At 72.1% G+C, this 14,242-nt stretch carries 15 protein-coding genes; 11 read left to right on the top strand and 4 right to left on the bottom strand.

Annotated features, from left to right (window positions below; translation table 11 throughout):
• Window positions 1–125: 125 nt before the first annotated feature.
• The 10 genes from JMF97_RS25850 to JMF97_RS25805 all read left to right on the top strand — a co-directional run bounded on the left by JMF97_RS25850 (window position 126) and on the right by JMF97_RS25805 (window position 9,275).
• Window positions 126–893, top strand: a complete 768-nt coding sequence (locus JMF97_RS25850; protein WP_203223871.1) for a (Fe-S)-binding protein — start codon at window positions 126–128, stop codon at window positions 891–893.
• Between the two features lie 17 nt (window positions 894–910).
• Window positions 911–2,320 carry a lactate utilization protein B gene (locus JMF97_RS25845; protein WP_203223917.1) on the top strand — a complete coding sequence of 470 codons (1,410 nt, stop codon included), beginning with the start codon at window positions 911–913 and terminating at the stop codon, window positions 2,318–2,320.
• The gene (locus tag JMF97_RS25840) at window positions 2,317–2,919 is read left to right on the top strand and encodes a LutC/YkgG family protein (RefSeq protein WP_203223870.1); all 603 of its coding nucleotides are present in this window, start codon (window positions 2,317–2,319) and stop codon (window positions 2,917–2,919) included. Before JMF97_RS25845 ends, JMF97_RS25840 begins: the two co-directional genes overlap by 4 nt.
• A 247-nt stretch (window positions 2,920–3,166) precedes the next feature.
• Window positions 3,167–3,907, top strand: coding sequence for a cellulose binding domain-containing protein (locus JMF97_RS25835; RefSeq protein ID WP_238360124.1), 741 nt, complete (start codon window positions 3,167–3,169; stop codon window positions 3,905–3,907).
• A 68-nt stretch (window positions 3,908–3,975) separates the two neighbouring features.
• Window positions 3,976–4,872: a bile acid:sodium symporter family protein gene (locus tag JMF97_RS25830; RefSeq protein WP_203223869.1), complete on the top strand. Its 897-nt coding sequence runs from the start codon at window positions 3,976–3,978 to the stop codon at window positions 4,870–4,872.
• A gap of 174 nt (window positions 4,873–5,046) precedes the next feature.
• Window positions 5,047–6,420, top strand: a complete 1,374-nt coding sequence (locus tag JMF97_RS25825; RefSeq protein ID WP_203223868.1) for an FAD-dependent monooxygenase family protein — start codon at window positions 5,047–5,049, stop codon at window positions 6,418–6,420.
• 81 nt (window positions 6,421–6,501) lie between these two features.
• Window positions 6,502–6,822: a DMT family transporter gene (locus JMF97_RS25820; protein ID WP_043723563.1), complete on the top strand. Its 321-nt coding sequence runs from the start codon at window positions 6,502–6,504 to the stop codon at window positions 6,820–6,822.
• A 150-nt stretch (window positions 6,823–6,972) separates the two neighbouring features.
• The gene (locus JMF97_RS25815; protein WP_203223867.1) at window positions 6,973–7,887 is read left to right on the top strand and encodes a cation diffusion facilitator family transporter; all 915 of its coding nucleotides are present in this window, start codon (window positions 6,973–6,975) and stop codon (window positions 7,885–7,887) included.
• A gap of 114 nt (window positions 7,888–8,001) precedes the next feature.
• Entirely contained in the window at window positions 8,002–8,658 is a 657-nt protein-coding gene (locus tag JMF97_RS25810) for a DsbA family protein (protein ID WP_203223866.1), read from the top strand.
• Entirely contained in the window at window positions 8,655–9,275 is a 621-nt protein-coding gene (locus JMF97_RS25805; protein WP_203223865.1) for a vitamin K epoxide reductase family protein, read from the top strand. Before JMF97_RS25810 ends, JMF97_RS25805 begins: the two co-directional genes overlap by 4 nt.
• A gap of 25 nt (window positions 9,276–9,300) precedes the next feature.
• Here JMF97_RS25805 and JMF97_RS25800 read toward each other — a convergent pair whose 3' ends face one another.
• A complete protein-coding gene (locus JMF97_RS25800; protein WP_203223864.1) occupies window positions 9,301–9,906 on the bottom strand; it encodes a DedA family protein in 606 nt (201 codons plus the stop codon).
• Between the two features lie 126 nt (window positions 9,907–10,032).
• Between JMF97_RS25800 and JMF97_RS25795 the strand changes: the two genes are divergently transcribed.
• Entirely contained in the window at window positions 10,033–12,378 is a 2,346-nt protein-coding gene (locus JMF97_RS25795; RefSeq protein WP_203223863.1) for a flippase-like domain-containing protein, read from the top strand.
• Here the strand turns inward: JMF97_RS25795 and JMF97_RS25790 are convergent.
• From JMF97_RS25790 to JMF97_RS25780, 3 genes are all read right to left on the bottom strand, one after another.
• Window positions 12,336–12,692 carry a hypothetical protein gene (locus JMF97_RS25790; RefSeq protein ID WP_203223862.1) on the bottom strand — a complete coding sequence of 119 codons (357 nt, stop codon included), beginning with the start codon at window positions 12,690–12,692 and terminating at the stop codon, window positions 12,336–12,338. The two genes, JMF97_RS25795 and JMF97_RS25790, sit on opposite strands and share 43 nt — an antisense overlap.
• The gene (locus tag JMF97_RS25785) at window positions 12,680–13,705 is read right to left on the bottom strand and encodes a polysaccharide deacetylase family protein (protein ID WP_307817106.1); all 1,026 of its coding nucleotides are present in this window, start codon (window positions 13,703–13,705) and stop codon (window positions 12,680–12,682) included. The genes JMF97_RS25790 and JMF97_RS25785 overlap by 13 nt, the downstream gene beginning before the upstream one ends.
• A gap of 80 nt (window positions 13,706–13,785) precedes the next feature.
• Window positions 13,786–14,166 (bottom strand): YccF domain-containing protein, encoded by a 381-nt coding sequence (locus tag JMF97_RS25780; RefSeq protein ID WP_119574031.1) that lies wholly within the window; start codon window positions 14,164–14,166, stop codon window positions 13,786–13,788.
• Between the last annotated feature and the right edge of the window lie 76 nt (window positions 14,167–14,242).

Genomic DNA, 14,242 nt, shown 5'->3' with positions numbered 1-14,242 from the left:
TGCGGTCAATAGCCGTCCCGGCCGTACCGGCGCGCTCGCCTGGCGACGGTCGGTGCGGCAGACTCAGGTGATCGCGCGGCCGGCCGGGGCCGCCGTACTGCCGGTCACCCGGCGGGAGGTGAGACGTGCGCATCGCGTTGTTCGTGACCTGCCTGGCCGACACCGTCTTTCCCGAGGCGGCGAAGGCCACGGTACGGCTGCTGGAGCGGCTCGGTCACGAGGTGGTCTTCCCGTCCGAGCAGACCTGCTGCGGGCAGATGCACGTCAACACCGGCTACCAACGCGAGGCGCTGCCGTTGATCCGTCGACACGTACGGACCTTCGACCCGTACGACGTGATCGTGGCGCCGTCGGGGTCGTGTGTGGGGTCGGTGCGCCACCAGCACCCGCTGGTGGCCCGACGGGCGGGCGACGACCGGTTGGCCGGCCGGGCCGAGGACGTGGCGGCGCGGACGTACGAGCTGTCGGAACTGCTCGTCGACGTGCTTGGGGTGACCGATGTGGGCGCCTACTACCCGCACCGGGTCACCTACCACCCGACCTGCCACTCGTTGCGGATGCTGCGGGTCGGCGACCGGCCGCTGCGACTGCTGCGCGCGGTACGCGGTCTGGACCTGGTCGAGCTGCCGGACGCCGAGCAGTGCTGCGGATTCGGGGGGACCTTCGCGGTGAAGAACGCCGACACCTCGACGGCGATGCTTGCCGACAAGATGCGTCACGTGCTGTCCACCCGGGCGGACGTCTGCACGGCGAGCGACTCCTCGTGCCTGATGCACCTCGGCGGCGGCCTGTCCCGGCTGCGTACCGGGGTCCGGACGGTGCACCTCGCCGAGATCCTGGCCTCGACCGAGCGCAGCGCGACCGCCGGTGAGCGTGTGGCGGTGCAGCGGTGACCCACACCTTCCTCGGCATGCCGTCGACCGCGCCGCCCGGCGTGGGACACCTGCGCGGCACGGAGCCGTTCCCGAGCGTGGCCCGGCGCAGCCTCGCCGACCCGCAACTGCGGCGCAACCTCGGGCACGCCACCGCGACCATCCGGGCCAGATCGGCCGGGATGATCGCCGAGGTGCCGGACTGGCAGCAGTTGCGCGAGGCCGGCCGGGCGATCAAGACCGATGTCCTGGCGCGCCTGCCGGAGCTGCTGGAGCAGCTGGAGGAGCGGGTGACCGAGGCCGGGGGAGAGGTGCACTGGGCTGCCGACGCCACCGAGGCCAACCGGATCGTCACCGACCTGGTGCGGGCCACCGGCAGCGAGCGGGTGATCAAGGTCAAGTCGATGGCCACCCAGGAGATCGGGCTCAACGAGGCGCTGGCCGCCGCTGGGATCACGCCGGTGGAGACCGACCTGGCCGAGCTGATCGTCCAACTCGGTGACGACCGCCCGAGCCACATCCTGGTCCCGGCCATCCACCGCAACCGGGCCGAGATCCGGGAGATCTTCCTGCGGGCCATGCCCGGCGTGGATCCCGGGCTGACCGACGAGCCGGCCGCCCTGGCCGCCGCCGCCCGTGGCTACCTGCGGCAGACGTTCCTCACCACGAAGGTGGCCGTGTCGGGGGCCAACTTCGCCGTGGCGCAGACCGGCACCCTCGCGGTGGTGGAGTCCGAGGGCAACGGGCGGATGTGCCTCACCCTGCCGGAGACGCTGATCACCGTGATGGGCATCGAGAAGGTGGTGCCGACCTGGCAGGACCTGGAGGTGTTCCTGCAACTGCTGCCCCGCGCCTCGACGGGGGAGCGGATGAACCCGTACACCTCGATGTGGACGGGCGTGACCCCCGGCGACGGGCCGCAGGCGTTCCACCTGGTGCTGCTGGACAACGGGCGCAGCGCCGTACTGGCCGACCCGACCGGCCGGCAGGCGCTGCACTGCATCCGCTGCTCGGCCTGCCTGAACGTCTGCCCGGTGTACGAGCGCACCGGCGGACACGCCTACGGGTCGGTCTACCCGGGGCCGATCGGGGCGGTGCTGTCCCCGCAACTGACCGGGGTGGCCGACAACGCCTCGCTGCCGTACGCCTCGTCGCTCTGCGGCGCCTGCTACGACGCGTGCCCGGTGATGATCAACATCCCGGAGCTGCTGGTGCAGTTGCGGGACCAGGCGCCGCACCCGCGCGCCGAGGCGGCGGCGATGGCGGCGGCCGCGTACACGATGGACCATCCGCGGCTGTACGAGGCGGCGCAGCGGGCCGTACGGCTGAGTCGGCTCGCCGGGCGGCGTGGGCGCGCGCTGCCGCCGCCGCTGGACGGCTGGGCCGCAAGTCGTGATCTGCCCGACCCGCCGGCGCAGACGTTCCGCCAGTGGTGGGCCGGGCGATGAGCTCCCGGGACCTGATGCTCGGTCGGTTGCGCGCCGCCCTCTCCGCCGGTGGCCCGGTCGCTCCCGTCGAGGTGCCCCGGGACTACCGGCACACCGGCCCGCTCGACCTGGACCGGTTCGTCGCGCGGCTGATCGACTACCGGGCCCGGGTGCACCGGGTGAGCGAGGACGCCGTCGCCGACACGATCGCCGCGATCCTGCCGGCGGGAGCGACGGTCGTCGTACCGCCGGGGTTGCCGTCGGCCTGGTTGCCGTCGACCGTGACCGTGCGGCCCGACCATGACCTCGACAACGGGCGGATCGCGGCGGCGGACGCCGTGGTCACCGCCGCGGCGGTGGCGGTCGCCGAGACCGGCACGGTCGTCCTCGACGGCTCACCCGACCAGGGTCGACGGGTGCTCAGCCTGCTGCCGGACCGGCACGTCTGCGTGCTGCGGTCGGCCCAGGTGGTGGCGACCGTGCCCGAGGCGCTCGCCCGGCTCACCCCGCGGCGTCCGCTGACCTGGATCAGCGGTCCGTCGGCCACCAGCGACATCGAACTCAACCGGGTGGAGGGCGTGCACGGGCCGCGCACCCTGCACGTCGTCCTGTTGCCCTGATCCGGAAACCACGCCGTCGACGCAAGGCCCGTTCGGTCGATGGCCGGCTCCGGTCGGGCCCCGGATCTTCGTCACGACAACCGTTGTATCGACGATCGTCGACTGAAAGACTCGGTGCGGATCGCGTCGGGAGCCGCGCGATTCGTTGCAGGGCAAGGGGACGCACGGGAAGAACCCCGTGCCGGGCCCTCCTCCTCCAGTTGGAACGACCGGCCGCCGCGAGAGGTGGCCGACCCGGGAGGTACGGATGAAACGCATCTTCGGCGTGGTGCTGGCCACCGCGACCCTGACCCTGGCCGCCGGGCTCGCCACGCCCGCCGTCGCGCAGACCGCACCCGTGGCGACCCCGACGCCGTCGCCGACCCCGGTCTGCCCACCGGTGCTGCCGATCAACGCCATGGTGACCGGGACGACCGCCACCAGCGTGACCATCACCTACAGCGCGTTCGTCGTCCCGCCCTGCGGCTACGACCCGCCGATCACGTTCCACCTGTTCGGCAGCCACGACGACGCCATCGACTGGCAGGACCCGATCGCCCAGGGCACCTCGGGACCGGAGCGCTCCGGCACGGTCACCATCGACGGGTTGACCCCCGGCACCGAGTACTGGTTCCGGATCAGCGACGCGCACGGGGTACGGGACCGGTACGTCATCGGCGGGCCGGCGCGGACCGGGCTGCCGGCACCGTGCAGCGCGACCGCCACCGTCGACAGTGGATGGGGCAGCGGTTTCGTCGCCACGGTCACCGTCCGCAACACCGGTGCGGAGCAGCTCAACGGATGGCGCGTGCGGTGGAGCTGGCCCGGCGGCGGCAGCGTCCAGTCGATCTGGAACGCGGTGGTGGAGACGGCGTCGACCGAGGTGACGGCGCGGCACGCCGACTACAACCGCGTCCTCGCACCCGGTGCGTCGACGACCTTCGGTCTGCTGGCCGCGACCAGCAGCGTGCCGGCGGGGTTCGAGCTCACCTGCGAGCGGTGGTCCTGACAACTGCCGCAGCATCCGGCCACACGGATGATGGTAAATGCGTTACCGGGTGGTAACGATGTTGTGTCATGGACTCCGCCCTGACCCTGATCGGACTACCCATCGCCCTCGGCGTCATCATGCTCGGTCTGGGTCTCGGCCTGACCGTCGCCGACTTCCGCCGGGTGGCCCACCATCCGAAGGCTGCCGTGATCGCGCTGGCGTGCCAGGTGCTGCTGCTACCGGCGCTCTGCTTCGGTCTGGTGCTCGCCTTCGGTCTGCCGCCGGAACTGGCCGTCGGGATGATGCTGCTCGCCGCATCGCCCGGCGGCACCACGGCCAACCTCTACAGCCACCTCTTCGGCGGGCACGTCGCGCTCAACATCACGTTGACCGCCATCAACTCGGTGCTCGCCGTGTTCACCCTGCCGATCGTGGTCAACCTCTCGGCGGCGCACTTCCTCGGCGACGCGCGCAGCATCGGTCTCCAGTTCGACAAGGTGCTCCAGGTCTTCGCCATCGTGCTCGTCCCGGTCGCCATCGGCATGCTGGTCCGTGCCTGGGTCCCCCGCCTCGCCGAGAGCCTGAACCGCCCGGTCCGCATCCTGTCCGTGGTCGTGCTGGTCGCGGTGATCGCCGGTGCCGTGGTCGGCGAACGGGACAACCTGGCCGACTACTTCGTCTCGGTCGGCCTCGCCGTGCTCGCGTTCAACCTGTTGAGCCTCGGGATCGGCTACGGAGTGCCCAGGCTGGCCGGCATCGACCGCGATGCCGCCAAGGCGGCCGGGTTCGAGATCGGCATCCACAACAGCACGCTGGCCATCACGATCGCGCTCAGCCCGGCGTTGCTCAACAGCAGCCAGATGGCGATCCCGGCGGCCGTGTACGGCGTCGTCATGTTCTTCACCGCCGCCGCCTTCGGCTATCTGGTGAACCGCATCGGCACCCGGACCAGCACCTCTCCGAGCGGTGCCACCGCCGTGTGAGGTACGCGACTGTCGTGACGCTGACAGTCCGTGGGGCCACGGGTGACGCGCTGTGCGGGTACAACGAACGGTGAACCGTCATGTCACCACCCGGTCCCGCCGGCCTGTCGCTGCCGTGTCGCCACGGCAGGCGCGCGGGGGCAGGCGCCGCCTCGCACCCTCTTTGGAGAGCCCATGTCCCTCTCTCCGGCCCAGGTCTTCGCCACGTTGAACGCGGTGCGACCTCTCGACCAGCCGTCGCCGTCCATCGACAGGGCCGTCGTGCTCGGCGGCAGTGTCGCCGGTCTGCTGGCCGCGCGGGCGTTGGCGGAGCACGCGCAGAGCGTCGTCGTCATCGATCGGGACGACCTGTACGTCCCGGGCCACCGGCCCGGCGTGCCGCAGGGGACGCAACTGCACGCCCTGCTGCCGGGTGGTTTCCTGCAACTCGAGCGGCTCTTCCCGGGCTTCGGCAGGCAGGCCGTGGCCCAGGGAGCGGTCGAGGCACCACCCGAGGCCCGCCGCAGCTACCTCGACGGGCGGTTGAAGGTCGTCGTGCCGGACGACGCCGACAGCCTGGCCGGCAGTCGGCCGCTGCTGGAAGGGCTGATCCGGCAGCAGGTCCTGCGGTTGCCCAACGTCAAGACGATCACCGCCCGCGCCACCGGTCTGGTCTTCGACGGCGCCGTCACCACCGGGGTCCGCTACGAGGTCGGTGGCACTGCCGGTACGGAGAACGCGGATCTCGTGGTGGACGCCATGGGCCGGTCGAGCCGGCTCTCCGACTGGCTGGAACAGGCCGGCTGGGAGCGGCCCGAGATGCGGCGGATGAGCGTGCACCTCAACTACGCCACCGCGCTGTTCCGGCGTCGGGAGGACAAGCCGCAGCACACCGTCGTGCTGGCGCTGAACAGCCCGCGGACGTCGGCGGCGGTGGCCGGGGCGGCGTTCTTCGCCATCGAGGGCGGCCGGTGGATGGCGATGATGGCCGGCTACGCGGACAATCGTCCGGGCCGTACACCCGAGGACTTCGTCCGTCGGCTGCGCGAGTTCCCGCCTGAGTTCCACGAGGTCGCCGACAGCGAACTGCTCGGCGACGTGCAGACCTACCGGCACGCCGACAGCCGGCGGCGGGACTTCCACGAGCTGAGCCGCTTCCCCGCCGGGCTGGTCCCGGTCGGCGACGCCGTCGCCTCCTTCAACCCGGTGTACGGGCAGGGCATCACGGCGGCGGCCCTGCACGCCGCCTGCCTGTCGACGTACCTGCGTGCCGGGCCGGATCTGCGGCAGCCGGCCCGCGAGTTCCTCGCCCTCCAGCAGGTCGTGGTCGACGCCGCGTGGTCGATGTCGACCTCCGCCGACCTGGCCCTGCCGCACGTCGACGGCCCGTACCCGCGGGGCTACCGGTTCTCCCGCTGGGTCAGCCGGCAGATCGTCGATGCGACCGTCACGGACATCGCCACCGCCCGCCGGTTCAACGACGTGGTGTCCCTGTGCGCGCACCCGAACTCGCTGGCCGGGCCCGGGGTCATCCTGGGTGCGCTGCGCGCGAACCTGCGGGCCCGGTGACGAGGCACGCCTCTGGTGATCGCCGCGCCCGACCGGCAGAGTGATCTCCGTCGGCTCATCCGGAGTGGAACGGAGTGCATGGTGGCGTACGTCTTCCTGCTGCTCGCCATCGCCGCCGAGGTCACCGGGACCAGCCTGCTCAAGGCCACCGAGGGATTCACCCGCCTGTGGCCGACGCTCGGGCTGGCGGTGTCCTACCTGACGGCGTTCGCGCTGCTCGCCCAGGCGGTGAAGGGCATCGAGGTCGGTGTCGCGTACGCCCTGTGGTCGGGGTTGGGCACCGCGGCGATCGTGGCCATCGGCGCGACAGTGCTGGGTGAACCGCTGACCGTCACCAAGGTGGTCGGGGTCGGCCTGATCATCGCCGGCGTCGTCCTGCTCAACCTGCGCGGCGCGCACTGACGTCCCGGTGTGACCCCGCTGGTCACGCCGGGACCGGCCGCGCAGCATTTTGCGCGAACCGCGGTACCGGCCGCCCGTCGACCGCTAAAGTTGCACTTATTGCAATGCCCGCATATGTTGATCGGCGACTGCTGGGCGGGAGGGCGCACGATGGGTGCCGGGCACGACCACGGGCAGCAGGTGCTGCGCGCCGGAGAGAAGCACCGTGGGCGGTTGTGGGCGGCTTTCGCCCTGCTGGCCGTCTTCATGGTGGTGGAGGCCGTCGGAGCATGGGTGACCGGCTCGCTGGCCCTGCTGTCGGACGCCGGGCACATGTTCACCGACGTGCTCGGCATCGGCATGGCCCTCGCCGCGATCACCGCGGCGAGCAAGGCGTCCCGCGACGGCCAACGCACCTTCGGGCTGTACCGCATGGAGGTGCTGGCGGCACTGGCCAACGCGGTGCTGCTGTTCGGGGTCGCCGTCTACGTGGTGATCGAGGCGGTACGCCGATTCGACGAACCGCCGGAGGTGCTGGTCGGCCCGATGCTGATCGTCGCCGTGGCGGGTCTGGTCGCCAACGTCGTGGCGTTCCTGCTGCTGCGCTCCGGCTCCAAGGAGAGCCTCAACGTGCGCGGGGCGTACCTGGAGGTCCTCGGTGACCTGCTCGCCTCGGTCGGCGTGATCGTCGCCGCCGTGGTGATCGCAGTGACCGACTGGTGGTACGCCGACCCGATCGTCGCCGTGGCGGTGGGCGCGTTCATCCTGCCCCGCACCTACAAGCTGGGCCGGGCCGCCCTGCGGGTGCTCGTCCAGGCCGCGCCGCCACACGTGGACATCACCGAGGTACGGGCCGGGCTGCTCGCCCTCGACGGCGTCGCCGACGTGCACGACCTGCACGTGTGGACCCTGACCTCGGGCATGGAGGTGGCCTCGGCGCACCTGAAGCTGACGGCCGGGGCGGACCTGGGCCGGGTGCTCAGCACCGCCCGGCAGGTCCTGCACGACCGCTTTGAGATCGAGCACGCCACCCTCCAGGTGGAGCCGCAGGACGCCGAGGACGTGTGCCACGGCGCGCACTGGTGACACCCGGGCGGGGCCACGACCGCCCGGTGCGGGGCCGGCAGCGCGGGCTTTCAGGAAGCTGACAGGAAACCCGGCCAGCATGGGGCGCACCCGCACCGAAAGGCTGGCTCCGGCATGACGAGGAATACGCGACTGACCCTGGCGATGATCCTGGTGGTCATTCTCGCCATGATCGTTGTGATCGCCGTGAACCGGAACACCAGCCGGCCCGTCGCCAGCGGCGCGCCGGTCGACCCGGCCGTGCTGGTCCGCGACGACAGCCACCGACTCAGCACGGCTACCGACGGCAAGGTCACCCTGGTGGAGTTCCTCGACTTCGAGTGCGAGGCATGCGGTGCGGTCTACCCGTCGATCACCGAGATCCTGGACACCTACCAGGACCGGATCACCTTCGTGGTGCGCTACTTCCCGATCGCCAGCCACCCCAACGCCGACCTGGCCGCCCGCGCCGCGCAGGCCGCCGCCGAGCAGGGCCGGTTCCCCGAGATGTACGCCACGCTGTTCGAGAACCAGGCGCAGTGGGGACACCAGAGCACGCCACAGACCGACAGGTTCGTCGGGTACGCCCGGGACCTGGGCCTGGACGTGGACCGTTTCCGGCGCGACCTCGACGCCCCGGCCACCGCCCAGCGGGTGGCTGCTGACCGGGCCGACGGCGAGACCGCCGGGGTACGGGGCACCCCGACGTTCTTCCTCAACGGCCGGCAGTTGACCGAGGTCCGTACCCAGTCGGACATGGTCGCCGCCATCGACGCCGCGCTCGCCCAGTGACCGCCACCGTCGCCCGCCGTCCCGAGACGCCGCAGGTCGGATTCGTCGCCCGGGTCACCGCCTGGGTCCTGGCCGTCGGCGGCGGCATCGGACTGCTCGCCGCGGGCACCCTGACCGTCGAGAAGATCAACCTGTTGGCCGACGCCGACTACGTGCCCACCTGCAGCATCAACCCGATCCTGTCCTGCGGCTCGGTGATGACCACGCCGCAGGCCGCCGCCTTCGGCATCCCCAACCCGCTGCTCGGCATCGCCGGCTTCGCCGTGGTCACCACGCTCGGCGTCCTGCTGCTGGCCCGGGTGCGGCTGCCCGGCTGGTGCTGGCTGGGCCTGCAGGCCGGGGCCACCTTCGGCGTGGTCTTCGTGCACTGGCTCATCTACCAGAGCCTCTACGTGATCTCGGCGCTGTGCCCGTACTGCATGGTGGTCTGGGTCGTCACCATCGCGATCTTCCTTTACACCACCCTGCGTAACCTCGGCGCGGTCGCGCCGACGTCGCCGCTGGCCCGGCTCTCCGGTCTCGCCGGCTATCACAGCCTCATCCTGGTCGCCTGGTACGTGCTGATCATGCTGGCCATCCTGGTCCGCTTCTGGGACTACTGGTCCACCCTCTGGTGAGCCCGCCCGCCCCGACGGTCGGCGGTCAGTGCGCCCGCCGGCGGTGCCGCCAGAACGCCAGCACAGCGAGCACCACGATCACGGCGAGCAGCGTGTACGTGCCGATGCCCAGTTCCCGCTCCAGATAGCGGTAGGAGGCCGAGCCGAGGTAGCCGAGCGTCGCCACCGCCACCGCCCAGAGCAACCCGCCGGTGACGTTGGCCCAGCCGAACGTGCTGCGCCGCATGCCGCTGGCTCCGGACGCCAGCGGCACCACCACCCGCAGCACGGCCACCCACCGGCCGATCACCACCGCCATCGCTCCTCGTTCGGCGACCAGGCGTCGGGCCCGGTCCAGGTCGAGGCGACGACGGAGCACGGCCGGCGCGCGGGCCAGCAGCCCGGGCCCGTACCGACGCCCCAGCAGGTAGCCGACCTGGTCGCCGAGGCAGGCCCCGACGGCCGCGGCAACGATCACCGCCCACAGCGGCAGCCCACTGAGGTGCGCCACCACGCCGCCGACCAGTACGACGGTCTCACCGGGTATGAGCAGCCCCAGCAGCGTCGAGGACTCCAGCGCGGGCAGCAGGAACACCAGAGTCAGCACGACCAACGGCGGCAGTGCGGCGATCCCAGCCAGTACCCGGTCCATCTGCTGATTCTGGCGCTTCGCGACGGCCCGGCGGGCGGGCGAACCGGGAAACCACCAACCGGCGGCAGGTCAGCCCGTAGCGTACGAATCGAGAGCAGGTCAACGAACGCCCCAGGGACGAGGACTGTGCTATCCCGGACGCATCGTCCGTCGCCGGCGTTGCTGGTCAGCCTGGCGGTCTCGACCGTCCTGCTGGTCGGGCTGGGCGTGCTGGTCCGCCAGCACCCGGTGGCGGCCTGGGAGCGGGACGTGTTCACCCTGCTCAACCGCCTGCCGGCAGGGGCGACGCCGGTCCTGATCGTGGTCATGCAGCTCGGCTCGTACCTCACGGTGTTCGGTACGGCTGCGCTCGCTGCCGTGCTGCGGCGCTTCGCGATCGCCCGTGACCTGCTGCTGGCCGGAAACCTGGCGTACTGGCTGGCGGTGGTCAACAAGGTCGCGGTGGCTCGGCAGCGGCCCGGAGCGCTGCTGACCGAGGTGGTGCTGCACGATCGGGTCGGCGGCTCGCTGGGCTATCCCTCCGGACATGTCGCGGTCGCCACCGCCCTGGCACTGGTGGCGGCGCGGGCCGGCGGCACCCGCTGGCGGCGCCTGCTCTGGCCGGCGGTCGCGGTGGTCGCCGTGGCGCGCGTGCACGTCGGCGCTCATCTGCCGGTGGACGCCATCGGCGGGCTGCTCGTCGGCTGGCTCGCGGTCTGTCTGACCCGGCTGGTCGTCGGGGAGGTCGGTCCGCAGCGCTCCACCGGCGTGCTGCGCGAGGCACTGCGACACCGTGGCTTCGACGTGGTCCGGCTCGCGCCGCTGAGCGGCGACGCCCGCGGCTCGTGGCCGTGGCTGGTGGTCACCGGCGACGGGCGGCGGTTGTTCGTCAAGGTCACCGGTGGGCAGCAGCGGGACGCCGACTGGGCCTACAAGCTGTACCGGCGGTTGCGTTTCCGGCACGTCGCCGACGAGCCGCCGTACCTCAGCGCGAAGCAGCAGAGCGAGCACGAGACCTGCCTGACGCTGCTGGCCGAACGGGCGGGCGTACGGGTTCCGTCGGTCGTCACCACCGCCACCCTGCCCGGTGGGGAGGCCGTGCTGGTGCAGGAGTTCATCGACGCGGCACCGCTGGACGCCACGTACGGACCACTGCCGAGGGCGTTGGTCGCCGACGTGTGCCGGCAGGTGGCGCTGCTGCACCGGGGCGGGATCGCCCATCGTGACCTGCGGGCGGCCAACATCCTGGTCGACGGCGACTGCGCGTACCTGGTCGATTTCGGGTTCGGCGTCGACGACGCCGCCGCCGACCAGCGGGCCCGGGACGTCGTCGAGCTGCTGGTCGCCCTCGCCGGCCGGGTGGATCCGGGTACGGCGGTCGACGTGGCGATTGCCGAACTCGGTGTCGACGAGATCGCGGGAAGCCTGCCGTACCTGCAACCGGCAGTGCTCTCCCGGGCCAGCCGTGACCTGCTGCGACATACCCCTGACCTGCTGGAGCAGCTACGCGGCCAGATCATGCACCGCTGCCCGCAGCGGGAACAACGGCTGGCCCGGGTCGTCCGGATCACGCCCCGGGGCGTCCTGTTGCTGATCGCGCTCGGCCTGCTCGTACACCTGCTGCTGCCGCAGCTCGGCGAGGTACGCGCCGCGCTGCGCCTGATGCTGCACGCGCATCCGCCGGCCCTGGCCGCCACCCTGCTCGGCTCGGCCGCGACCTACCTGCTCAGCGCCGTCGTACTGCGGCTGGCGTCGAACAACCGGGTGCCGCTCGGTGAGGCCACCGCGGTGCAGGTGGCCGCGTCGTTCGCCAACCGGCTCGCGCCCGGCAGCGTCGGCGGCGCCGCGCTGAGCCTGCGCTATCTGCACCAGAAGGGATTGCGGGCCGCCGAGTCGGCGACCGCCGTGGTCGTCTCGCGGGTGGCCGGCGTGGTGTCGGTGGCGCTGCTGCTGCCGGTGCTGTTGCCCTTCGCCCGCCGACCTGCCCGCGCCGCCGAGCAGGCCGTCACGGCCAAGGCGCTGCCCGTGCTGCTCGGTGTGTTGCTGGTGCTGCTCGCCGTCGCGGCGGTGCTGGCGGTGCCTCAGCTGCGCCGTCGTGGCCGTGCGGTGCTGCGGGAGAGCATCGCCGCCCTGCGCGCGCTGCCCCGCCGGCATCGGCTGACCCGGCTGATCGGCGCGGCCCTGGCGCTCACCCTCGCGTACGGGTTCAGCCTCTACTTCGGGTTGCTCGCCGTCGGTGAGCCGATCGATCTCGCGTTGCTGGCGCCGGTGATCCTGGTGTGCGTCGTCGGGGAGGGGGTGGCCTCGGCCGCACCCACTCCCGGCGGCCTGGGCGCCACCGAGGCGGCCCTGGTCTCCGGGCTGCTGCTCTACGGGGTACCCGTCGACACCGCCGTCGCCGGCGTGCTGCTCTACCGGCTCGCGACGTTCTGGCTGCCCGCCCCGCTCGGCTACGTGGCGCTGCGGATCCTGGCCCGGCAACGGCTGGTCTGAGGCGCGGCCGCGGTCACGGTTGCCGCACCGCCAGAAGCCATCGGGATCCAGTTCGGCCCCGGCCCGTCATCGAAGGTGAGCGCGACGAGTTTGCGGTCGGTGCGGCCGAACCAGTTCACCTCCAGCCGTCCGCTGCCGAGCAGATCGGGTCGGCCCGGCACCACGGCGCTGGCCGCGCCGCCGCGGATCGGCAGTTTCCGGTCGGCCACGTCCGCCGCCTCGGCGAAGCCGACCACCCCGAGTCCGGCCCCGAACGTGACCAGAGCGCCGCCGCGCAGCAGGTCCCGGCGCCGGCTGCGCTTCAGCCCGGCCATCCCCACCTCATCGGCGTCAGTACGTCGGCCACGACACCGGCCATGTCGATGCGCGCGTCGGCACCTGGGTCGCCGCCCTCGGCTGCGGCCAGCAGCTCGGTCAGGGCCGGTCGCAGTCGCTGCGCGGAGTCGATGTGACTGGTCAGGGCCGAGCGGCTGAGCAGGTCTGCGTTGGCCCGGCCGTGCCCGGCGATGGGCCGGTAGGTGATCGTGGGGCGGCCCGAGGCGAGGGCTTCCTGGCAGGTGAGCCCGCCGGCGTTCTCCACCACGACGTCCGCCGCCCGCATCAGGGTGGGCATGTCGTCGACCCAGCCCAGTACGTGCCCGGGGAACCGCCGCAGCCGGCGGTACAACCGCTGGTTACGTCCGCACACCACGACCGGCTCGACGCAGCCGGTGGCCAGCACCTCCGTCGCGGTCCGGGCCACGTCACCCATGCCCCAGGAGCCCGCGACGATCAATGCGAGGCGACCCTGTTCGGGCAGCCCGAACTGTCGCCGTGCGGCCTGGGCGCTCAGCTGGGCAGAAGCGGCGAACCGGGCGTTGACCAGGGGGCGGACCACCCGGACCGGGGCGCTGCCGACGGCGGTGGCCTGCTGGCGGGAGAGTTCGTGATCGGTCAGCTCGGCGATGCGGTCCCGGGCGCGGGCGATGTCGGCGTACGTCGCCGACGGGGTGCGGCACAGCAGGTTGTGGTGTTCCCAGCCGTGCACCGCCACCTCGTGGCCCTGCGCGGTCATCTCCCGGCCGAGCCCGGGATCGCGGTCGAGCAGGCTGCCGAGCAGGAAGAAGGTCGCGCGTACGCCCGCCCGGTCGAGCCGGTGCAGGAAGCGGGGCGTGGACCGGCGGTCCGGCCCGTCGTCGAACGTCAGCGCCACGTGCCCGGGCCGGCCGATCCCACTCAGTGCGGGCAGCAGCCGACGGCGTACCGGCGCCACGGACGTCAGCGCCGGTACGGCGTGCAGCGCGAACCCGGCGGCCGTCGTGCCGGCGAGCATCCGGAGAGACGGCACACCTTCTTTATACCCAGCGGTCGGCGGTGCGGGCCGCCGATCGCGGCACCGGCTCCGTGCGACGGTGGTGTCGGTCCGGCCTACGGCGCGGGGACGACCTCCTGGCCCAGCGGCCAGATCGCGGCCGGGACGAGTTTGAAGTTGGCCACGCCGAACGGGATGCCGATGATGGTGAGGCAGAGGCTGACGCCGGCGACGATGTGGGACAGGGCGAGCCACCACCCGGCGAGCACCACCCAGATGACGTTGGCGACGCCGGAGGCGACACCGACACCGGGCTTGGGGACCAGGGTGCGGCCGAAGGGCCACAGCGAGTACGACGCCAGCCGCAGCGAGGCCACCCCGAAGGGGATGGTGACGACGAGGACGAAGCAGATCAGAGCGGCGATGCCGTAGCCGACCGCCAGCACGAGCCCGCCGCCGAAGATGAGCCAGAGCACGTTCAGTACGAATCGGATCATGAACCAATCATGACCGGTGCGCGCCACCGGCCCCCGGGGGAGGGCCGGGCACCCCGCAGGGGGCGGCCGGGGGAGG

It is taken from the genome of Micromonospora fiedleri, assembly GCF_016774385.1.
In the GTDB taxonomy this organism is placed as follows: domain Bacteria; phylum Actinomycetota; class Actinomycetes; order Mycobacteriales; family Micromonosporaceae; genus Micromonospora; species Micromonospora gifhornensis.
The sequence above is the reverse complement of the archived record's forward strand: the minus strand, read 5'-3'. Positions and strand labels throughout refer to the sequence as shown.